General features: G+C 61.9%; 21 protein-coding genes. 10 read left to right on the top strand and 11 right to left on the bottom strand.

Annotated features, from left to right (window positions below; all coding sequences use genetic code 11):
• Positions 1-87: 87 nt before the first annotated feature.
• From dnaK to ACPJXG_RS02245, 5 genes are all read right to left on the bottom strand, one after another.
• Positions 88-2031: a molecular chaperone DnaK gene (gene dnaK / locus ACPJXG_RS02265; protein ID WP_034745982.1), complete on the bottom strand. Its 1944-nt coding sequence runs from the start codon at positions 2029-2031 to the stop codon at positions 88-90.
• Positions 2032-2122: 91 nt separating this feature from the next.
• Positions 2123-2659, bottom strand: coding sequence for a nucleotide exchange factor GrpE (gene grpE, locus ACPJXG_RS02260; protein WP_034745977.1), 537 nt, complete (start codon positions 2657-2659; stop codon positions 2123-2125).
• 345 nt (positions 2660-3004) lie between these two features.
• Positions 3005-4114, bottom strand: coding sequence for a ferrochelatase (gene hemH, locus ACPJXG_RS02255; protein WP_425253283.1), 1110 nt, complete (start codon positions 4112-4114; stop codon positions 3005-3007).
• A 150-nt stretch (positions 4115-4264) separates the two neighbouring features.
• A complete protein-coding gene (gene recN / locus ACPJXG_RS02250) occupies positions 4265-5932 on the bottom strand; it encodes a DNA repair protein RecN (protein ID WP_425253282.1) in 1668 nt (555 codons plus the stop codon).
• A gap of 48 nt (positions 5933-5980) precedes the next feature.
• Complete coding sequence (locus ACPJXG_RS02245) at positions 5981-6952, bottom strand: NAD kinase (RefSeq protein WP_235211748.1); 972 nt, start codon at positions 6950-6952, stop codon at positions 5981-5983.
• A gap of 256 nt (positions 6953-7208) precedes the next feature.
• Here ACPJXG_RS02245 and ACPJXG_RS02240 point away from each other — a divergent pair, with 256 nt between their 5' ends.
• From ACPJXG_RS02240 to gloA, 4 genes are all read left to right on the top strand, one after another.
• Positions 7209-7475 (top strand): hypothetical protein, encoded by a 267-nt coding sequence (locus tag ACPJXG_RS02240; RefSeq protein WP_425253281.1) that lies wholly within the window; start codon positions 7209-7211, stop codon positions 7473-7475.
• Positions 7476-7511: 36 nt separating this feature from the next.
• Positions 7512-8825 carry a PQQ-dependent sugar dehydrogenase gene (locus ACPJXG_RS02235; RefSeq protein WP_425253280.1) on the top strand — a complete coding sequence of 438 codons (1314 nt, stop codon included), beginning with the start codon at positions 7512-7514 and terminating at the stop codon, positions 8823-8825.
• Positions 8826-8938: 113 nt separating this feature from the next.
• A complete protein-coding gene (locus ACPJXG_RS02230; protein WP_425253279.1) occupies positions 8939-9361 on the top strand; it encodes an OsmC family protein in 423 nt (140 codons plus the stop codon).
• Between the two features lie 113 nt (positions 9362-9474).
• Complete coding sequence (gloA, locus tag ACPJXG_RS02225) at positions 9475-9882, top strand: lactoylglutathione lyase (RefSeq protein WP_071653386.1); 408 nt, start codon at positions 9475-9477, stop codon at positions 9880-9882.
• A gap of 4 nt (positions 9883-9886) precedes the next feature.
• Here gloA and ACPJXG_RS02220 read toward each other — a convergent pair whose 3' ends face one another.
• Entirely contained in the window at positions 9887-10792 is a 906-nt protein-coding gene (locus ACPJXG_RS02220) for a LysR substrate-binding domain-containing protein (protein ID WP_425253278.1), read from the bottom strand.
• Positions 10793-10883: 91 nt separating this feature from the next.
• On the opposite strand from ACPJXG_RS02220, the gene ACPJXG_RS02215 reads away from it, so the two are divergent.
• Positions 10884-11351: a DMT family transporter gene (locus tag ACPJXG_RS02215; protein ID WP_035822599.1), complete on the top strand. Its 468-nt coding sequence runs from the start codon at positions 10884-10886 to the stop codon at positions 11349-11351.
• 67 nt (positions 11352-11418) lie between these two features.
• Here the strand turns inward: ACPJXG_RS02215 and ACPJXG_RS02210 are convergent, their stop codons facing one another.
• The 4 genes from ACPJXG_RS02210 to ACPJXG_RS02195 form a co-directional block, all read right to left on the bottom strand.
• On the bottom strand, positions 11419-12759 hold the full coding sequence (locus ACPJXG_RS02210) for a TolC family outer membrane protein (protein ID WP_425253277.1): 1341 nt from the start codon (positions 12757-12759) through the stop codon (positions 11419-11421).
• A gap of 141 nt (positions 12760-12900) precedes the next feature.
• Positions 12901-13224, bottom strand: a complete 324-nt coding sequence (locus tag ACPJXG_RS02205; protein WP_035822603.1) for a rhodanese-like domain-containing protein — start codon at positions 13222-13224, stop codon at positions 12901-12903.
• A gap of 13 nt (positions 13225-13237) precedes the next feature.
• Positions 13238-13888 carry a protein-L-isoaspartate O-methyltransferase family protein gene (locus ACPJXG_RS02200; RefSeq protein WP_425253276.1) on the bottom strand — a complete coding sequence of 217 codons (651 nt, stop codon included), beginning with the start codon at positions 13886-13888 and terminating at the stop codon, positions 13238-13240.
• Positions 13889-14056: 168 nt separating this feature from the next.
• Complete coding sequence (locus ACPJXG_RS02195) at positions 14057-14707, bottom strand: TetR/AcrR family transcriptional regulator (RefSeq protein ID WP_278317179.1); 651 nt, start codon at positions 14705-14707, stop codon at positions 14057-14059.
• A gap of 319 nt (positions 14708-15026) precedes the next feature.
• On the opposite strand from ACPJXG_RS02195, the gene ACPJXG_RS02190 reads away from it, so the two are divergent.
• Together ACPJXG_RS02190 and ACPJXG_RS02185 are read left to right on the top strand one after the other, a co-directional pair.
• Positions 15027-15896 (top strand): head GIN domain-containing protein, encoded by an 870-nt coding sequence (locus ACPJXG_RS02190; RefSeq protein ID WP_425253275.1) that lies wholly within the window; start codon positions 15027-15029, stop codon positions 15894-15896.
• 70 nt (positions 15897-15966) lie between these two features.
• Complete coding sequence (locus ACPJXG_RS02185) at positions 15967-16239, top strand: YkgJ family cysteine cluster protein (protein ID WP_425253274.1); 273 nt, start codon at positions 15967-15969, stop codon at positions 16237-16239.
• Between the two features lie 36 nt (positions 16240-16275).
• Here the strand turns inward: ACPJXG_RS02185 and ACPJXG_RS02180 are convergent, their stop codons facing one another.
• Entirely contained in the window at positions 16276-16512 is a 237-nt protein-coding gene (locus tag ACPJXG_RS02180) for a hypothetical protein (protein WP_152598787.1), read from the bottom strand.
• A gap of 148 nt (positions 16513-16660) precedes the next feature.
• On the opposite strand from ACPJXG_RS02180, the gene ACPJXG_RS02175 reads away from it, so the two are divergent.
• From ACPJXG_RS02175 to ACPJXG_RS02165, 3 genes are all read left to right on the top strand, one after another.
• The gene (locus ACPJXG_RS02175) at positions 16661-17431 is read left to right on the top strand and encodes a DeoR/GlpR family DNA-binding transcription regulator (RefSeq protein WP_035822614.1); all 771 of its coding nucleotides are present in this window, start codon (positions 16661-16663) and stop codon (positions 17429-17431) included.
• Positions 17432-17463: 32 nt separating this feature from the next.
• Positions 17464-18612, top strand: coding sequence for an MFS transporter (locus ACPJXG_RS02170; protein WP_425253273.1), 1149 nt, complete (start codon positions 17464-17466; stop codon positions 18610-18612).
• A gap of 153 nt (positions 18613-18765) precedes the next feature.
• A complete protein-coding gene (locus ACPJXG_RS02165) occupies positions 18766-19611 on the top strand; it encodes an undecaprenyl-diphosphate phosphatase (RefSeq protein WP_034785863.1) in 846 nt (281 codons plus the stop codon).

Genomic DNA, 19611 nt, shown 5'->3' with positions numbered 1-19611 from the left:
CAGCGACTCGGCTCGGCCGGTCTTCGCGGCTAATCCCGCGATGTAGCGTTCAGCCCGGCTGCCCCCAGTTCATGGGAGCGCAAGACATTACTTGCTGTCTTTGACTTCTTTGAAGTCAGCGTCAACAACGTCGTCTTGCTTGGCGCCTGCGTCCGATGCGCCAGCAGCTTGCTGTGCACCTTCCGCGCCGCCGGCAGCTTGCTGCGCTTGCATGTCGGCATACATTTTTTCGCCCAGTTTCTGCGATGCGCTCGACAGTGCTTCCACCTTGGCGTCGATCTCAGCCTTGTCGCCCGCCTTGATGCTCGCTTCCAGGTCGGTGATCGCCGCTTCGATCTTCTCTTTCTCGCCCGCATCCAGCTTGTCGCCGTATTCGGTCAAGGATTTCCGGGTCGAGTGTACCAGAGCATCGGCCTGGTTGCGCGACTCGGCCAATTCTTTGACCTTCTTGTCTTCTTCCGCGTTCAGCTCGGCATCCTTGACCATCTTCTGGATTTCAGCCTCGGTCAAGCCGGAATTGGCCTTGATCGTGATCTTGTTTTCCTTGCCGGTGGCCTTGTCTTTCGCGCCGACATGCAAGATGCCGTTGGCGTCGATGTCGAAGGTCACTTCGATCTGTGGCGTGCCGCGCGATGCTGGCGGGATGCCTTCCAGATTGAATTCGCCCAGGCCCTTGTTGCCGGCGGCGATTTCGCGCTCACCCTGGAAGACCTTGATGGTCACCGCAGGCTGGTTGTCGTCGGCCGTCGAGAACACTTGGCTGAACTTGGTCGGAATCGTCGTGTTTTTGTGGATCATCTTGGTCATCACGCCGCCCAGGGTTTCGATACCCAGGGACAGAGGAGTAACGTCCAGCAACAGCAAGTCCTTGCGTTCGCCCGACAGAACCGAACCTTGAATCGCTGCGCCCACGGCGACGGCTTCGTCCGGGTTCACGTCCTTGCGTGGATCCTTGCCGAAGAATTCCTTCACTTTTTCCTGCACCTTCGGCATACGCGTCATACCGCCGACCAGGATGATGTCATCGATGTCCGACACTTTCACGCCAGCATCTTTGATAGCAATGCGGCATGGTTCCATCGTGGCCGTGATCAGCTCTTCCACCAGGGATTCCAGCTTGGCGCGGGTCATCTTCAGGTTCAAGTGGACCGGTGCGCCGTTCGCCATGGCGATGTACGGCTCGTTGATCTCGGTTTGCTGCGACGACGACAATTCGATCTTCGCGCGCTCGGCCGAAGCCTTGATGCGCTGCAGGGCGATCGGATCTTTTTTCAGGTCGATGCCATTGATCTTCTTGAACTCGTCGATGATGTAATCGATGACGCGCTGGTCGAAGTCTTCGCCGCCCAGGAAGGTGTCGCCGTTGGTCGACAGCACTTCAAATTGTTTCTCGCCATCAACATCCGCGATTTCGATGATCGACACGTCGAACGTACCGCCACCCAAGTCATACACGGCGATTTTACGGTCGCCTTTTTCGGTCTTGTCCAGGCCGAACGCCAGCGCTGCCGCGGTTGGCTCGTTGATGATGCGCTTGACGTCCAGGCCAGCGATACGGCCGGCATCCTTGGTAGCTTGGCGCTGCGAGTCGTTGAAGTACGCAGGCACGGTGATGACGGCTTCGGTGACTTCTTCACCAAGGTAGTCTTCTGCCGTTTTCTTCATCTTGCGCAGGACTTCAGCCGAAATTTGCGGCGGCGCCAGTTTTTTGTCGCGTACACCGATCCATGCATCGCCGTTGTCGGCTTTCATGATCTGGTACGGCATCAGAGCGATGTCTTTTTGGACTTCTTTTTCGTCGAACTTGCGACCGATCAGACGCTTGACTGCGTACAGCGTGTTTTTCGGATTGGTCACGGCCTGGCGTTTCGCTGGCGCGCCGACGAGAATTTCGCCATCTTCTTGATAAGCAATAATCGACGGCGTCGTGCGTGCGCCTTCAGCGTTTTCGATTACCTTTGGTTGACCGTTTTCCATGATGGAAACGCAGGAATTCGTGGTTCCCAGATCGATACCGATAATTCTACCCATGATTTATTTCCTTTTATTTGCTAGATTTCAGATGGTTCTTATATGTGGCAAAGCGGCATGGTTTCAAGGCTTGCTTGATGCCGCACTCTGATTATTTTGCTTGCGCGGTCGTTACAATGGCTGGACGCAGCAGGCGGTCCGCAATCATATAGCCCTTTTGCAGGACTGACACGATGGTATTGGCTTCCTGGTCCGCCGGCACCACGGCAACGGCCTGGTGTTTCATCGGATCGAGCTTCTCGCCCTGCACTGGCAATACTTCCACCAGGCGGTTGCGCTCGAACGCGGCGTTCAATTGCTTCAAGGTCATCTCGACGCCTTCTTTCAGCGATTCGATGGTCGGTGCTTCCACCGTCAGCGCCGTTTCCAGGCTGTCTTTGACGGGCACCATGGCTTCGGCAAAGCTCTCGACTGCGAATTTGTGCGCTTTAGCAACATCTTCCTGCGCGCGGCGGCGGATATTTTCGCCATCAGCCTTGGCGCGCATGAAGGCATCGTGCATCTCTGCAAGACGCGCTTCGGTACTCGCCAGCTGCTCTTCCAAAGTAGGCTCTGCGGGAGTCGATGGGGCAGTCGCCGCGGCGTCCGCTTGCGGATTAGGTACAGCTTGGTTTTCCTGATCTTGCATCTGAAAAGCTCCTACAATCAATGACTTAAATGAGTTAGTCTAACTATCTTTACAACACTAACGGGCAGATGGGGCTATATCCTATTGTTTCAAGGGGTATGCATGGCAAAACCAGAATTACATCGATCCATGTTACAGCGTATTACAAAACGCTATCCATTTTGGCCAGCGATCCGTGCGCGCATCCCTTGATTTTCCTGGCTTCCCACGGCAAAGCGGGCATTCTACCAGCCCCGCCACGACCATCGCCACTGGCGGTGTTGCTATTTGGAAAACCTCTTGGCCGCGCCAGATGCGACAAAGCCGCGCAAGCGCGGCTTTAAGATGGCAAAAAATTCAATAATGTCAGTTCGTCGCGCCCAGGGCCAAGGCCGCCGCGCGCGCCTGTTCGCCCGCTTTCTTGTCCGCCTCGCGCTGCGCCGCCGTCTTAATCGTTGGCCAGCCAATCATGTGCTGCTCCGCAATTTCCGCCAGGCCCGCGATCCACGCTGGCGTTTCGTTCAGACAAGCGATGTAGTGAAACTGCTGGCCGCCGGCCGTCTCGAAATCATGCTTGGCTTCCATGGCGATCTCCTCCAGCGTTTCAAGGCAATCGCTGGTAAAGCCCGGACACAGCAGGTCGACGCGCTTGACGCCCTGCTGCGCCAGCGCCACCAGGGTGGGCGCCGTGTACGGCTGCAGCCATTCGGCCTTGCCAAAGCGCGACTGGAAGGTCACCACGTATTGCTCTTTCGTTAATTTCAACTTTTCCGCCAGCAGGCGCGCCGTTTTCAGGCATTGGCAGTGGTAGGGGTCGCCCAGCAGCAAGGTGCGCTTGGGCACGCCATGAAAACTCATCACCAGTTTTTCCGGACGGCCATGCGCGTCCCAATGGTTCAGCACGGAGTCGCGCAAGGCGTCGATATACGTGTCGTGCTCGTGGTATTGCTTAATAAAACGCAATTCCGGCACATTGCGCACGGTGGCGTAATGGGCAAATACGGCGTCGTAGATGGAACCGGTCGTCGTGCCCGAATATTGCGGATAGGCCGGCAGGATGGCGATGCGCTCGCAGCCTTCGCTTTTCAGCCTGGCCAGCACGTCGGGCAAGGAAGGCGAACCGTAGCGCATGGCCATGGCCACCGTGACGCCGTCGTGGCCACGCTCGGCCAGCGCGCCGGCCAGCAACTTGGCCTGCTTTTGCGTATGCACTTTCAGCGGCGAGCCTTCGCGCGTCCAGATCGACGCGTATTTCTTGGCCGACTGGCCGGAGCGGAACGGCAAGATGATCAGGTTCAAAATGAACCACCAGACGATGCGGGGAATTTCCACCACGCGCGGGTCCGACAAAAATTGCTTCAGGTAACGCCGCACGGCCGACGACGTCGGCGCATCGGGCGTGCCCAGGTTGACCAGCACCACGGCGCTGCGGTCGATACTGCCATGCGTGTACGGAGGTTCTGTTTGAAATGACATGAAGGCTCTTCGAAGGCGTTGGATGGATTAGCCAGTTATTATAGTTGCATTGAGTTAATAGCGAAGTGCTGGGGTCAGACCCTCAATGCCGCTAACGTCAAGCTCAGCGCTAACGCATCCGGGGGTCTGACCCCGGATTTAAGCCTGCGTTTAAATTGCCAGCAGTTCACGCGCATGCTTGCGCGTGGTGGCCGTGATTTCCAGGCCGCCCAGCATGCGCGCCACTTCTTCCACCCTGGCCTTGGCGTCGAGCATGTCGATGCGCGAGGCCGTCTTGCCATTGTCCAGGGTGCTTTTTGCCACCTGGAAATGCTGATTCGCCTGGCTGGCCACTTGCGGCAAGTGGGTCACGCACAGCACTTGCCGTCCCTGCCCCAGGCGTTTCAGCAAGCGCCCGACGACTTCGGCGACGGCGCCGCCGATGCCACTGTCGACCTCGTCGAAGATCAGGGTCGGCGTGGTGGTGGCATGCGAGGTGATGACGGAAATGGCCAGCGCGATGCGCGCCAGTTCGCCGCCGGACGCCACTTTCGCCAGGGAGCGTGGCGCCGTGCCTGCGTGGCCGGCAACGAGGAATTCCACTTGCTCGAGGCCGTGGGCGGCCGGCTCGCACGGGTGCAGGGCGATTTCAAAACTGCCGCCCGTCATGCTCAGTTCCTGCATCGCGCGCGTGACGGCTTGCCCCAGCTCCAGGGCGGCGGCACGGCGCGTGTCTGATAACCGTTCGGCCACGGCGCGGTATTCGGCCTCGATCTTCGCTTCCTGGCGCAGCAAGCCTTCGATGTCGGAAGCGTCGGCCAGGTGCTGCAGCTTTTCCGACAGCTTGGCGTGTTCCTCCGGCAAATCTTCGGGCGTGACGCGAAATTTGCGGGCCGTGCTGTGCATGGCTTCCATGCGTGCGTCGAGCTGGTGCAGGCGTTCCGGGTCCAGTTCCACCCGGTCCAGGTAATTGTTCAGCGCGTACACGGATTCCTGCAGCTGAATGCGCGACGATTCGATCAGGTCGACGATGGGCTGCAATTCCGCATCGACGGAGACCAGCTTGCCCAGCTTCTGGTTCAGGGCCGACAGTTGCGACACGATCGGATGGTCTTCCTGCTCGGAAATGATCGCCAGCGCTTCCTGCGCCCCTTCCAGCAGGCTGGCCGCGTGCGACAGGCGGCTGTGCTCGTTCGTGATCTCCGTCCACTCGCCGGGCTTGGCGGCCAGTTTTTCCAGTTCACCCACTTGCCATTCCAGGCGCTCACGTTCGTACAGCACGTTGGCGGCATTCGTTTCGAATTCTTCTCTCTGGCGCACGAGGGCGCGCCAGCGCTTGTGCAGGGCCGCCACTTGCCGCGCATCCTGTTCCGCGCCCGCTTCGCGCGCCGTCGCCTGGCCGTCGAGCAAGGCGCGCTGCGCCTCGCTTTTCAGCAAGGACTGGTGCGCGTGCTGGCCGTGGATGTCGACCAGCATGTCACCGAGTTCGCGCAACTGCGCCGCCGTGGCGGGAATGCCGTTGATGTACGCTTTCGAGCGGCCCGCATTGTCGATCACGCGGCGCAGCAGGGCGCCGCCATCGTCGTTGGCGAATTCATTGGCCACCAGCCACGCTTGCGCCACTTCACTGACGGAAAAATCAGCCGTGATGTCGGCCTTGGCCGCGCCTTCGCGCACCACGCTGGCGTCGCCGCGCCCGCCCAGCGCCAGGGTCAGCGCATCGATGAGGATGGACTTGCCGGCGCCCGTCTCGCCCGTCAGCACGCTGAAGCCGGCGGAAAATTCCAGTTCAATGGTATCGACAATGACAAAATCGCGAATGGACAGTGTATGGAGCATGGCTTCAGTGGTTGGGCGGCGCACCGCGGGTTGAAGTGGAGAAAAATGTTAGCTGAGCTTGCCCTCGCCCGACGGGTACTCATTCCAGTGCAACTTTTCACGCAGGGTGTTGTAGTAACTCCACCCTTCCGGATGCAGGAAGGTAATCGTATGCGGCGAACGGCGGATGAGGATGCGGTCTTGCTGCACCAGGCTGGCAAAAGTCTGCATGTCGAAATTGACGCTGATATCGCGCCCGCGCACAATTTCCACGACGATCTGGCTGGAATCGGGCAGGACGATGGGCCGGTTCGACAGCGCGTGCGGGGCGATCGGCACGAGCACGATGCCGCCCAGGGTCGGGTGCAGCAGCGGGCCGCCAGCCGACAGCGAATACGCGGTCGAGCCCGTGGGCGTGGAAATGATCAAGCCATCGGACCGCTGGTTGTACATGAAGTGGCCATCGACCTCGACGCGCAATTCGGCCATGCCGGCGCCAGCGCCGCGCGAGACGACGACATCGTTGACGGCCATGCCCACGTGAATCGATACACCGTCGCGCAGCACGCTGCCTTCGAGCAAGGTGCGGCGTTCGGCCTTGAAGCGGCCGCCGAGAATTTGCGCCAGCACGGGCAGCATGCGCTCGAGCGGAATATCCGTCATGAAACCCAATCGTCCTTGATTGATACCGATCAAGGGGACGTCGAATGGCGCCAGCTGGCGCGCAATGCCCAACATGGTGCCATCGCCGCCCATGACGATGGCGCAATCGGCGGCGGCGCCGATCTCGGCCGGCGACATGGCGCGCACGCCGGGAAACGCCAGGTTCAGGTGCGCGGCCGTCTCCGCCTCGAAGACCACCGTGTGACCCAGCACTTGCAGAAAATCGACGATGCTTTTCACGGGCTCGGCAATGCCATCCGTATTCTGGCGCACGACCAGGGCGATGGTCTTGGCGCCCAGGTTGAAGCGCTCGCCCGGGGCTGGCAAGGTAGCGGCTGGCTGTTCGGCGCGCTGTTCGGCGTGTGTATCGACGGGCATAAGAGTCTCGGTAATGAATTCGGTGGCAAACCGCCCCAGGCTGTCGCGTCGCACGCCGGCATCGCATGATACTGTATATATGCACAGTATAGTGCGGCTGCCGTGTGCCCGCAAGGGGCGTTCTTGGTGTTGCACGCAGTGTAGCGCAGAAAAAGAATCATCCATGCGTGCGCCAGCGCTCCCTGCATGGACAAATCCGCTTGCAGGCGGCCTGCCGCGGCGGGACACTGGTTCCACTTTACTGTCAGGAGGCCATATGCTTACCCAACCAAGTGAACGCAAGATCAATACCGACGAAAAGGTCAAGAATGACGGCGTCGACCGTCTGCCGCACGAGCGCGATGAATCGCCCGATGCGCAAGACGTGCGACCGCGCAAGATCATGCAACAGGCGGCCAGCGACCTGGAACAGGGCCTGGTCGACACGGACCGGCGCGCCCAGCCCGGCGTGGAAAAAGTCAAACCGGCTGCACCGCAGCAAGCGCGTCCCGACCCGCAGCTGGAACCAAAGAAGGCGCGCTGACTCCAACTGTCACGCACTGCTGCTATGGAGTACGCCATGCACCGTTACGTCTGTTCATTCCTGCTGGCCGCTGCCTGCGGCGCCACGACCGCCCACGCCCAGGCACCACTCGCCATGCTCGCGGGCTTTGGTCCGCAGCCCGCCCTGCCCGCGCCGGACAAGCAATTCATTCCCACCGTCAACGTGGCGCCCGTGCAGCGCTGGACGGCAGATCAACGCCCCGTGGCCGCGGCCGGCCTGGCCATCCACGCGTATGCGCGCGACCTCGACCATCCGCGCTGGCTGTACGTGCTGCCGAATGGCGACGTGCTCGTGGCGGAAACGAACGCCCCGCCGAAACCGGACGACAACAAGGGAATCAAGGGCGCCATCATGCAGATGCAGATGAAAAAAGCGGGCGCCGCCACGCCCAGCGCCAACCGCATCACCTTGCTGCGCGGCATCGATAGCAAGGGCATGGCGCAAACGCGCAGCGTGTTCCTGCAAGGCTTGCACTCGCCATTTGGCATGGCCTTGGTGGGTAACGATCTGTATGTCGCGAATGCCGATGCGCTGCTGCGTTTCCCATACAAAACTGGACAGACGGCCATCACGGCACAGGGCGTCAAGGTGATCGATTTGCCGGGCGGGCCCATCAATCACCACTGGACCAAGAACGTCGTCGCGAGCGCCGATGGCAAATTTCTCTATGTTGCCGTCGGCTCGAACAGCAACGTGGGCGAGAACGGCATGGCGGCCGAAGATGGCCGCGCCGCCATCTGGCAAGTCACGCGCGCGACGGGCAAGGCACGCGTGTATGCGACGGGTTTGCGCAACCCTGTCGGCCTGGCCTGGCAACCGCACAGCGGGGCACTCTGGACGGCCGTCAATGAACGCGACGAGCTGGGCAACGACCTGGTACCCGACTACATGACGTCCGTCAAGGACGGCGCCTTCTATGGCTGGCCCTACAGTTATTTCGGCCAGCACGTCGATGCGCGGGTCCAGCCGCCGCGCCCCGAACTGGTGGCCACCGCCATCGCGCCGGACTACGCGCTCGGTGCGCACACGGCCTCGCTGGGCCTGGCGTTTTATGACGGCGTCTTGCTGCCCGAACGCTACCGGGGCGGTGCCTTCGTCGGCCAGCACGGCTCATGGAACCGCAAGCCCTTCAGCGGCTATAAAGTCATTTATGTTCCCTTCGCCAATGGCGTGCCCAGCGGGCCGCCACACGACGTCGTCAGCGGCTTCCTGGACGGGAACGGCAAGGCGCAGGGCCGCCCCGTCGGCGTAGCCGTCGACAAGGCGGGCGCGCTGCTGGTGGCGGACGACGTGGGCAATGTCATCTGGCGCGTGACGCCGGCGCCGTGAGTGACTAAGCCCTGCACGTGCTCCCCTGCATGCGCCCCCTGTGTGGCGCAACGAACGGAAGGGCAAAGGAGGCTCGCGCATGATGGATGCTCGAACCACGCAAGGAGTACATCATGAAAAAAACAGGATCAGCCGTCTGGAGTGGCGGCCTTAAAGATGGCAAAGGGTTTATTTCCACCCAAAGCGGTGCGCTCGACAATGTAGCCTATGGTTTTAATACGCGCTTCGAAGACGGTCCCGGCAGCAATCCGGAAGAACTGATCGGCGCGGCCCATGCGGCCTGCTTCACCATGGCCCTGTCCGGCCAGCTGGGCGAGGTGGGCCTGCGCGCCACGGCCCTGAAAACCACGGCCGACGTCAGCCTGGAAAAAATCGATGGCAGCTATGCCATCACGGCCGTCCACCTGACACTGGTGGCCACCATTCCCGGCGCCGCCGAAGAAGCGTTCCAGGACGCGGCCCTGCGCGCCAAGCTCGGCTGCCCAGTATCGAAGTTGCTGGCGACGGAAATCACCCTGGACGCCCATCTGGAGTAACGCCGGCATGCCGTCCGCTGCTGTTCCATCACCGGGCGGCAGGGGCGGTCTCGGCAAGAAAGCCGTAAAACGCATAAAATCCTGCCATTCCCCTACACCCTCAAGGATTTACGATGCGTATTTTGCACACCATGTTACGGGTCGGCGACCTGCAGCGCTCCATCGATTTTTACACCAAGGTCCTGGGCATGACGCTGCTGCGCACCAGCGACAATCCGGAATACCAGTACACGCTGGCCTTCGTCGGCTATGGTTCGAACCCCGACCACGCGGAACTGGAACTGACGTATAACTATGGCACCACCAGCTACGAGCTGGGCACGGCGTACGGCCACATCGCCATCTCGGCCGACGACATCGTCGCCGCGTGCGATGCGGCACGCGCAAATGGCGGCAACGTCACGCGCGAACCGGGTCCCGTGAAAGGCGGCAATACGGTCATCGCCTTCATCACCGATCCCGACGGCTACAAGATCGAATTGATCGAACGCAAGTTCGACGGCCAGGGCGGCGGCCTGTAATAACTCAGCCTGGCTCGACGGCCTGGGCAATGGCCGCGCGCAGCCAGGCAATGCCCGCATCGCCATCCGTACGGCGGTGCCGTATCGTTTCAAACGCAAACGGCGCGATGGCAAACGGCGCAGCATACAGCGCCAGCCCTTGCGCCACACTCCCCTGCAAGGCCCGCTGCGCCACCGTCAGGATCAAGTCCGTCCCCCGCACGACATCCGGTGCGACCGTCCAGTAAGGCACACGCACGGCGATGCGGCGCGCCTTGCCCAGCTGGGCCAGGGCCGCGTCGACTTCGGCCGCCATGCCGCCTTCGCTGGACGCCACCAGCACGTGCGGGCGCGCCAGATAAGTTTCCAGGCTCAACGTTTCACCGTCCGCCAGGCTGGCCGGATCGAGCGCGCACACGAACGTTTCCTCGAATAAGGTTTCACGGTGTAACTGCTCGGGCAATTGCGGGAACACGCCCAGCGCCAGATCGATCTCGCCATCTTGCACGCCAGCGATCACGGCCGGTCGGCTGGCATAGCTGATGGCCAGGTCGATGCCGGGCGCTTCCACGCGCAGGCGCCGCAACAAACGGGGCAAGATCAGCGCCGCGCCGTAATCCGACATGGCCAGGCGAAACACGCGCTGCGCCGTGGCCGCCTCGAAGACGGCGCCACCGAGCACGGAGCGCACGCTTTGCAAGGCTTCGGCCAGCGGCCGCGCCAGCTCCAGGGCGCGCGCCGTTGGCTGGAAGCCGCCCTTGCCGCGCAGCAGCAGCGGGTCGCCGAGCAAGTGGCGCAAGCGGGCCAGCGCATGGCTGACGGCAGGCTGGCTCATGTGCAAGCGCTCCGCTGCGCGCGACAAATGGCGCTCGCTGAGCAGCGCTTCCAGGATCACCAGCAAGTTCAAATCGACGGCGCGCAAATTATTCATTTGATGCATAGTTGAATGGCAAATTACGAATTGGATTTAATCATGACAGCATAATACGATGATCCCATCAACTCAACTGTGGGAGTGTCACATGCATGGATGGATCACCGTATTTGCCCCGCTGGCCATGCTGGCCGGCGCCGTCGTCCCCTTCCAGGCGGGCGCGAATGCCGCGCTGGGCCGCAACCTGGGCCACCCGTTGTGGGCCACCCTCGCTTCGCTGGCCGTCAGCGCCGTGCTCGCCTCGCTCGTGATGCTCGTCTGGCGGGTACCGGCGCCCGATGTCGCTCTCGCCATGCGGGGACCGGGCTGGTCCTGGCTGGGCGGCGCGGCCGGCGTGTTTTACATTACGGCCGCGCTGATGCTGGCGCCGCGCATGGGCTCCGGCCCCTTCATGGCGGCCGTCATCGGCGGGCAAATGCTGGCCGCGCTGGCCATCGACCGCTACGGCTTGCTGGGCTTTGCCGTCAAACATATTTCTCCGCTGCACTGGGCCGGCGCGGGGCTGGTGGTGGCCGGTGTCGTGCTGACCCAATTCGCCAACAGCCGCGCCGTGTAACACCACTTCAAGACGAAAAAAAACCAGCACCGTTGCCGGTGCTGGTTTTCATTCAGCAAGACCGCGCTTACTTGTCGAGCAAGGCGTTGACGGGCATCAAGTCCGTTTCCTTCAGAGTACCGGCCGCCGCCTTCAGGCGCAAGCCGTTCATGATGGTGTCGTAGCGGGCTTTCGACAGGTCTTTTTGTGTGGAGAACAATTGTTTCTGCGCATTCAAGACGTCGATATTGATGCGCACGCCCACTTGATAGCCGAGCTGGTTCGACTCCAGCGCCGACTTGCTCGATACTTCCGCCGCTTCCAGCGCCTTGACTTGCGCCAGGCCGCTGTTGACGCCGAGGAATGCCTGGCGCGCGCCTTGCGAGGCCGTGCGGCGTGCCGTTTCCAGGTCGTTGCGGGCCTTGTTTTCCAGCGCGATCGATTCACGCACCTTGCTGGTGACGGCAAAGCCGCTGAAAATCGGGATGCTCCACTGCACGCCGATGGCGTTGTTGTTGTTGCCATTGCCATTGCCGCCACCGGAACTGTAGCTATGGCCCATGTTGGCGATCAGGTCCAGGGTCGGGTAATGGCCGGCGCGGTTGCGGCCGATGTCGCGCTTGGCCGATTCCACGTTGAACTGGGCCGTGACGACGCCGTAGTTCTGCTCTTCGGCGGATGACACCCACGGCTCGACGGCGGCCGGTTCCGGCGCACTGATGACCACGCCCGTGCGCATCGGCGCCAGAGTGGTCGGCGCTTCGCCGATGATGGTTTGCAAGGCGCTGCGCTTGTTGGCCAGGTCATTGATGGCGGCAAATTCCTGCGCCACCACCAGGTCGTACGCCGCTTGCGCTTCGTGCGTGTCGGTAATCGTTTGCGTGCCCACTTCGAAGTTGCGCTTGGCCGATGCCAGTTGCTCCGTCGTGGCGACCTTTTGCGCCTGCGTGGCGCCCAGGTTGTCCTGCGCGCTCAGCACGTCGAAATATGCCTGCGCCACGCGGGTGATCAGGTCTTGCTGCACTTGCGCAAATTGCGCTTCCGCAATCGCTTGCGCCAGCTTGCTTTGCTGATAGGTTTCCCAACGATCCCAGCGGAACAGCGGCTGCGTCAGGGTAAGGTTATAGCTATTCGTGCGCATGTTGACGGACGGCGAGGTGATCTTGTTGCCGCCATTGTTCTGGACGATCTGCTCGGTATTGCCACGCGTATTCGTGCCCGACGCTGCAACTTGCGGCAGCAAGCCTGCCAGCCCCTGCGGAACCCGCTCCATCCCGGCCGACAAGGCCGCGCGCGCACTCGCATACTGCGCGTCATTGGCCAGCGCCTGCTGGTACACCTGGATGAGATCGGCCGCCTGCGCTTGCAGCGAGTATGTCATCGAGACAAAGGCGCTGGTCATCAGCACGGCGATAAGGGGTTTCCGCATTGCATTTCTCCGTTGGAGTCGTCAAAAGTTGATGGAATCAAAAATCTGCTACCGCTTGCCTTGCGCCCGCCGGATCAGCGGGGTACAGGCCTCCGCAGGCATGCGGGAAAACATGCCTGGGTGCATCTACTGCAAAATAACTTAGTATGTAGGCATCGCGCTGTCGACTTGCAGCGCCCAGGCATGCACGCCGCCCGTCAAATTACTGATCTTGCCAAAACCATTGCGCTCCAGGAAGGCCGCCACTTGCATGCTGCGCATGCCGTGATGGCAGATGCAGACGATCTCGGCATCTTCATCGAGGTCATCGATGCGCGCAGGAATCGAGTTCATCTGCATCAGCGTGGCCCCGTCGAGGTGGCACAGGTCGAACTCCCACTGTTCCCGCACATCCAGCAACAGCGGACGCGGGCGGGAAGGGTCAGCCAGCCAGGCGGCCAGCTGCGGTGCACTCAAATGCTCCATCGAATCGGTCGCCTCAGAACTGGAAATGCGACGGTGTCACGGCTTGCAGCGGCGTGACATTGGTTTCAAACAGCTTGCGCGTGTCGTAAGCCTTGTCCGAGCTGCGCGTAATCAGGTGCGCCGACATGATCGGCGCTTCGCCGATGATGGCCAGGATGCGGCCGCCGACTTTCACTTGTTGCAACAGTGCTTCCGGCAACACGGCCAGGGCGCCGGACACGACGATCACGTCATACGGTGCGCCCTTGCTCCAGCCTTGCGCGCCGTCGCCCAGTTCCACGGTGACGTTCGTCACGCCGTTGGCGGCCAGGGTCTGCTCGGCCAGAGTTTTCAATTGGGGAACGATTTCCACGCTCGTCACATGACGCGCCTTGTGCGCCAGCAAAGCGGCCATGTAGCCGCTGCCGGTGCCGATTTCCAGCACATTTTCATGCTTTTTTACGGCTACGTCTTGCAAAATGCGCGCTTCCAGCTTCGGCGTCAACATGCATTCGCCGCCGCCCAGTGGAATTTCGGTATCGACGAAGGCCAGGTTTTTATAGGCGGCCGGCACGAAATCTTCACGCTTGACCACGTTCAACAGCTCCAATACGTCGATATCCAGTACGTCCCATGGACGGATCTGCTGTTCGATCATATTGAAGCGGGCTTGTTCGATATTCATCTTTGGACTCGGTAAGTGAAGTAATAATCCGCCATTTTATCGTTGAACTGGCTGAAAGCACATGTTAACCATAAAGACGGGGAATGGAGGAAATTTGCGACGATCTGCAGATTTGAGGGGGCGAACCTTGGATAGGGGCAACTGAACGGTAGAGGCAAGCGCCGCATGTCAACTTTTCCCGGGCGCCTCCACCTGCAGACTGCGCAAGCTCATGTCGATAAAGGCATCCATATAGGCGACGGGATCGATGTTCTTGACCTCGCACGGCAGGAAGGAGTGCGTCCACATCATCAGCATGGTGACGGGCGCGCTGAGGATGGTGCTGACCAGCACGGGATCGACCTGGCGGAATTCGCCGCGCTGCATGCCCCGTTCGAGCAGGGTGGCGATCAGCGCATTGCCGCGCGCGACCACCTCTTCGTTGTAAAACTGCGCCAGTTCCGGGAAATTGTTCGCTTCGGCCAGCATCAGCTTGGTCAAACCGGCCAGCTTGGTGGCGCCAAACTCTTCCCACCATTGCATCATCATGCTGCGCAACAACTCGGCGCTGCTGCTGTCCGAGGCGGCCATGCTGTTTTCCGCCTCGCCGATGGAATGCACGATATTGTCGCGCACCACGGCCTTGAACAGCTCTTGCTTGTTCTCAAAGTACAGGTACAGGGTGCCTTTCGACACACCGGCCCGTTTGGCCACATCCTCCAGGCGCGTCGATGCGAAGCCCCGTTCGACAAACAGGTCGAGGGCGGCGGCGAGCAATTCCTGCGGGCGGGCATCCTTGCGCCGCTCCCAGCGGGGCTTGGTATCAATCGGGGCTTGCATGTATCTTTCCAAGTAACTTACTTTTGAGTCATTAATGGTAGACCGGTCTACCGTCAAGGTCAAGCGCGGGGCATCGCCCGGCATCCAGAACACAGGCATTGTACCCTCCGTGCCGGCGTTGGCGGCACCGCCCTCTGGCGCCGGACCTGCGGCGCCGGGTGAAGCAGAATGCGTTTCAGCCCCCATTTTGCGCAGTTCATCGCATTTCCCTGCAAGCCAAGGTATCGCCTTGCTATCTTCTCATCGACAGCACGGCAGCCGCGGCGCGGCAGCCGGCTTTTTTCTTGTCCTGAACTAAAACAATCATAAAGGAAACACCATGCGTACCTTGCTGGCCCTGTGCTGTGCCCTTGCCCTTGGCGGTTGCGCCATCGTCATCAACCCCAACGATGGCGAAGTGCGCTATACCGACTCAAGCGGCAATGCCGTCCAGGGCAACGGGCAAGTGAGCCGCGACGTGCGCCAGGTCAGCAATATCAGCGCGCTCGACATCGACAACATGAAGCGCATCGACATCAAGATCGACGTGCGCGTCGGCCCGGCGGCATCGCTGGTGATCGAAGCGGACAGCAATCTGCAACCGCTGATCCACAGCGACGTGAGCGGCAATACCCTGCGCCTCTGGAGCGATACGAACATTCGCAGCAGCAATGGCATCCACGTCATCTATACGACGCCGCAATTGAAGAAGATCAATATTTCCGGCTCGGGCCGCCTGGTGGTGAGTGGCCTCAATGGCGATGATTTCAGCCTGGAGCAGCGCGGTTCGATGAAGAGCGAACTGTCGGGCACGGTGGGCCGCTTCGGCGTGACCAACGGTGGCTCGGGCAGCATCAACGCGGCGGCCCTTGCCAGCGGCAATACGGACGCGGCGCAAAACGGCTCGGGCAGCATCCAGCTGGGCAGCGTGCGCGGCGAGCGCATCAACGTAGCCGTCAACGGCTCGGGCAGCATCAGCGCCAGCGGCGCCGTGCAGCGCCTCGACGCCAACGTGAATGGCTCGGGCGACGTCAACCTGGCGGCCCTGCGCAGCGACGTTGCCTATCTGGCGAGCAACGGTTCCGGCGACATCGACGTCACCGTCCAGAGTGAAGTCAACGCCCGCGCCAGCGGTTCCGGTCGCATCACCGTGCATGGCGATCCGGCCCGCCGCACGTTGTCGGGCAAGCGCGTCAGCATCGTGCGCTAAGCACGCCCTGGCGACGCATGGGAGCCGGCTTGCTATACTGTCGGCTCCTCACCCGCCCGTCTGAAATCCCATGTCACCATCCGCCACCCTGGCATGCCGTCCCTCGTGCGGCGCCTGCTGCACCGCACCGTCCATCACCAGCCCGATTCCCGGCATGCCGGATGGAAAACCGGCGGGCGTGCGCTGCATACAGCTGGCCGACGACAACCGTTGCAATATCTTTGGCCAGCCGCAGCGGCCCGCCTTTTGCGGCGGCTTGCAGCCATCGGCAGAGATGTGCGGCGACAGCCGTGAACACGCGGTGCACTGGCTGGCCGAGCTGGAACGGCTGACGGCGCCCTGAGCGGCGCGACGAACGGCGTCCCTGCCTGCCCCGTGCTCAGCGCGCGTCCTCCGCTTCCTCGGCGTCGCGCTGGCGCTTGTATTCCAGCAATGTGGCAATCCCGAAATAGATTAACAGCAGGAACACGGAATCGCGTGCATCGCTCCAGCCCAGCGTGCCATTGCGCAAGTAATGCAGCGCGTTCAACACGATCATCATGCCCAGGATCAACCATCCACTGCGGCGCAGGGCGCGGCCTGGCAAGCTTGCCTTGAAAGAAGTAACTGAAAACATGGCTTCCCTTATTTCATTCCATTTTTCACAACACTAACAGAGTTTATATTTTTTCGGCCATATTTGACGGAAGCATAGCGTACGCTTGACTCCATCTGCACGTTTGCGTATATTCATGCACATTCCTGCACGTTTCAAACAAATACCGATGTCCGCCACCCTGCTCCTTAAACAACGCCACGCGCTGATCCAGCAACAACTGCATGCCGACGGCCGCGTGCTGGCACTCGATCTGGCGCGCCAGCTCGACGTTTCCGAAGATACGATACGGCGCGACCTGCGCGAGATGGCGGCCGCCGGTCTGTGCCAGCGCGTGTACGGCGGCGCCCTGCCGCTGGCGCCCGACGGCGGTACCTTGACGCAGCGCAAGCAGGAAGCGCCGGAACGCAAGGCGCGCCTGGCGCAGGCTGCCGTCTCGCTCGTACGCGCCGGCCAGGTGCTGTTTTTTGATGCGGGTTCGACCAACCTGGCCATCGCCAGCGCCTTGCCAGAGTTGGCGCTCACTGTCATCACGAATGCCCCCGCGATCGCCATGGCGCTGATGGAGCGCCCGGAAATCGAGCTGATCATGGCTGGCGGACGGGTCGACCGCCGCGCCGGCGCCAGCTTGGGTCCGCAAGCCTTGCGCACGGTCGAACGCATGCATCCCGACCTGTGCTTCCTCGGCGCTTGCGGCGCCGATGCGGACGCGGGCGTGACGGCGTTCAACTACGATGAAGCCGAGTTCAAGCGCAGCATCGCCGGCGCCAGCAAGGCGGTGGTGGTGGCCGTCACCAGCGACAAGCTGGGCACGGCCGCACCGTTCGGCGTGCTGGCCACGGGCTTGCTGCAGCACCTGGTGCTGGAAGCCGATGCCGACGCTGTCCACATCGCCGCCTTTGAACGGCTGGGCGTGCAAGTGTTGCGCGCCCGCGCCTGACTTTATCCACCCCGACCTTGAAAAGTTCCCCCATGCATCTCACCGGCACCCTGCAACAACGCGCCACGCGCCTGGTCTTCTTCGCTGCCGGCCTCGGCATGGCCGCCTGGGCACCGCTGGTCCCCTACGCCAAGTCGCGCCTGGGCCTCGATGAAGCCACTCTCGGTATTTTGCTGCTGTGCCTGGGCGCCGGCTCGCTGTGCGCGATGCCGTTTACGGGCATGCTCACGGCACGCTTCGGCTGCCGCAAGGTCATCGCCGGCGCCGGCCTGCTGCTGACCGCCATCCTGCCCGGCCTGGCGCTGGCCGCCACGCCGCTGCAACTGGGCCTGGTGCTGCTGGTGTTTGGCGCGGCCATGGGCACCTTCGACGTGGCCATCAATATCCAGGCCGTGATCATCGAAAAAGCCAACGGCGGCGCCATGATGTCGGGCTTTCACGCGCTGTTCAGCGTGGGCGGCTTCGCCGGCGCGGCCTGCATGGCCCTGCTGCTGTGGCTGGGCCTGACGCCGGCCTGGTCCTGCGTGGTGGTGATGCTGCTGCTGTGCGGCGTGCTGGGCGCGGCGCAAGGCCATCTGCTGCCGACGGCATCCGCCTCGGGCGAAAAGACGCCACTGTTCGTCATGCCGCATGGCGCCGTCATTTTCATCGGCTTGCTGTGCTTTATCGTCTTCCTGGCCGAAGGCGCCATCCTCGACTGGAGCGCCCTGTTCCTCACCACCACGCGCGGCCTCGAAGAAGCCAAGGGCGGTCTCGGCTACGCCGCCTTCGCCATCGCCATGACGGTCGGTCGATTTACGGGCGACAAGGTGGTCAGCCGCTTTGGCGGCAAGCGGGTGCTTACTTTTGGCGGCCTGTGCGCAGCGGCAGGCTTCTTCCTGGCCGTCATGGCGCCGCACGCCAGCCTGGCCATGGCGGGCTTCGTGCTGATCGGCCTGGGCGCGGCGAACATCGTGCCCATCCTGTTTACGGCGGCCGGCAATCAGCATGCCATGCCAGCCAGCCTTGCCGTGGCAGCCATCACCACCATCGGCTATGCGGGCATCCTGGCCGGTCCGGCCGTGATCGGTTTCATCGCCCACGCCACCAGCCTCAATATCGCTTTCGCCATGCTGGGCGCCGCCCTGCTGCTGGTGGCGGCCAGCGCGCGTCTGGTGGCGCCGGCAAAACAGGCTTCCTGAGCCTCCCCTCGCCTGGCGGACGGCGCTAAAAAAGCGCCGCCCAACTGCGCCCAAATAAGGTCCGCGGGCCTGCGGCATGGTAAGCTTCGACCCCGCGCACATTGTGGGCGCCGCACACTCACCCCATCCTGCCACTTATACCCGTTTATACCTATGGATCTCATTCTTGCGTTAAAAGCCATCATCATGGGGCTGGTCGAAGGTTTTACCGAATTCTTGCCGATTTCTTCCACGGGTCACCTGATCCTGGCCGGCAGCCTGCTCGACTTTACCAAGGATGTCTCGAAAGAGGTCATGGATGTCTTCGAGATCGCCATCCAGGCCGGCGCCATCCTGGCCGTGTGCTGGGAATACCGCCAGCGCATCGGCAGCGTGCTGACCACCTTCGGCAGCGAAGCCAAATCGCGCAAGTTCGTGCTGAACGTGGCCATCGCCTTCCTGCCCCTGGCCATCATCGGCCTGGCCATCGGCAAGATGATCAAGCATGCGCTGTTCAAGCCAGTACCGGTGGCCATGGCCTTCATCATCGGCGGCATCGTGATTTTGCTGGTGGAGCGCCGCGCGCGCACCAATCCCGTCACCGTGCGCGTCAACTCGGTCGATGAAATGACGCCGTTCGACGCCTTGAAAGTGGGCTGCGCGCAGGCGTTCGCGCTGATCCCCGGCACCAGCCGCTCCGGCTCGACCATCATCGGCGGCATGCTGCTGGGCCTGTCACGCAAGACGGCCACCGAATTCTCGTTCTTCCTGGCCATCCCGACCCTGCTGGCGGCCACCTTCTACTCACTGTACAAAGCGCGCGACATCCTGTCGGCCACCGACGTGCCCCTGTTTGGCCTGGGCACCGTGTCCGCCTTCATCTCCGCCTTCCTGTGCGTGCGCTGGCTGCTGCGCTATATCAGTTCGCACGACTTCACGTTTTTTGCCTGGTACCGCATTGTGTTCGGCTTGCTGGTGTTGGCCAGCGCCCACTACGGCTGGGTTGTTTGGGCAGAATAA

This window comes from Janthinobacterium sp. NFX145, assembly GCF_049810325.1.
GTDB lineage: Bacteria > Pseudomonadota > Gammaproteobacteria > Burkholderiales > Burkholderiaceae_D > Janthinobacterium > Janthinobacterium rivuli.
This window is presented reverse-complemented; position numbering and strand designations above follow the sequence as displayed.

Excerpts from the sequence above, each read along its gene's own strand:
- ACPJXG_RS02205 (WP_035822603.1), bottom strand. The coding sequence starts at position 13,224 with ATGGAGCATTTGAGTGCACCGCAGCTGGCCGCCTGGCTGGCTGACCCT.
- ACPJXG_RS02190 (WP_425253275.1), top strand. The coding sequence starts at position 15,027 with ATGCGTACCTTGCTGGCCCTGTGCTGTGCCCTTGCCCTTGGCGGTTGC.
- ACPJXG_RS02230 (WP_425253279.1), top strand. The coding sequence starts at position 8,939 with ATGAAAAAAACAGGATCAGCCGTCTGGAGTGGCGGCCTTAAAGATGGC.
- ACPJXG_RS02175 (WP_035822614.1), top strand. The coding sequence starts at position 16,661 with ATGTCCGCCACCCTGCTCCTTAAACAACGCCACGCGCTGATCCAGCAA.
- recN (WP_425253282.1), bottom strand. The coding sequence starts at position 5,932 with ATGCTCCATACACTGTCCATTCGCGATTTTGTCATTGTCGATACCATT.
- gloA (WP_071653386.1), top strand. The coding sequence starts at position 9,475 with ATGCGTATTTTGCACACCATGTTACGGGTCGGCGACCTGCAGCGCTCC.
- ACPJXG_RS02200 (WP_425253276.1), bottom strand. The coding sequence starts at position 13,888 with ATGAATATCGAACAAGCCCGCTTCAATATGATCGAACAGCAGATCCGT.
- ACPJXG_RS02210 (WP_425253277.1), bottom strand. The coding sequence starts at position 12,759 with ATGCGGAAACCCCTTATCGCCGTGCTGATGACCAGCGCCTTTGTCTCG.
- ACPJXG_RS02180 (WP_152598787.1), bottom strand. The coding sequence starts at position 16,512 with ATGTTTTCAGTTACTTCTTTCAAGGCAAGCTTGCCAGGCCGCGCCCTG.
- ACPJXG_RS02240 (WP_425253281.1), top strand. The coding sequence starts at position 7,209 with ATGCTTACCCAACCAAGTGAACGCAAGATCAATACCGACGAAAAGGTC.
- ACPJXG_RS02245 (WP_235211748.1), bottom strand. The coding sequence starts at position 6,952 with ATGCCCGTCGATACACACGCCGAACAGCGCGCCGAACAGCCAGCCGCT.
- ACPJXG_RS02185 (WP_425253274.1), top strand. The coding sequence starts at position 15,967 with ATGTCACCATCCGCCACCCTGGCATGCCGTCCCTCGTGCGGCGCCTGC.
- grpE (WP_034745977.1), bottom strand. The coding sequence starts at position 2,659 with ATGCAAGATCAGGAAAACCAAGCTGTACCTAATCCGCAAGCGGACGCC.
- ACPJXG_RS02165 (WP_034785863.1), top strand. The coding sequence starts at position 18,766 with ATGGATCTCATTCTTGCGTTAAAAGCCATCATCATGGGGCTGGTCGAA.
- dnaK (WP_034745982.1), bottom strand. The coding sequence starts at position 2,031 with ATGGGTAGAATTATCGGTATCGATCTGGGAACCACGAATTCCTGCGTT.
- ACPJXG_RS02220 (WP_425253278.1), bottom strand. The coding sequence starts at position 10,792 with ATGAATAATTTGCGCGCCGTCGATTTGAACTTGCTGGTGATCCTGGAA.
- hemH (WP_425253283.1), bottom strand. The coding sequence starts at position 4,114 with ATGTCATTTCAAACAGAACCTCCGTACACGCATGGCAGTATCGACCGC.
- ACPJXG_RS02235 (WP_425253280.1), top strand. The coding sequence starts at position 7,512 with ATGCACCGTTACGTCTGTTCATTCCTGCTGGCCGCTGCCTGCGGCGCC.
- ACPJXG_RS02215 (WP_035822599.1), top strand. The coding sequence starts at position 10,884 with ATGCATGGATGGATCACCGTATTTGCCCCGCTGGCCATGCTGGCCGGC.
- ACPJXG_RS02195 (WP_278317179.1), bottom strand. The coding sequence starts at position 14,707 with ATGCAAGCCCCGATTGATACCAAGCCCCGCTGGGAGCGGCGCAAGGAT.
- ACPJXG_RS02170 (WP_425253273.1), top strand. The coding sequence starts at position 17,464 with ATGCATCTCACCGGCACCCTGCAACAACGCGCCACGCGCCTGGTCTTC.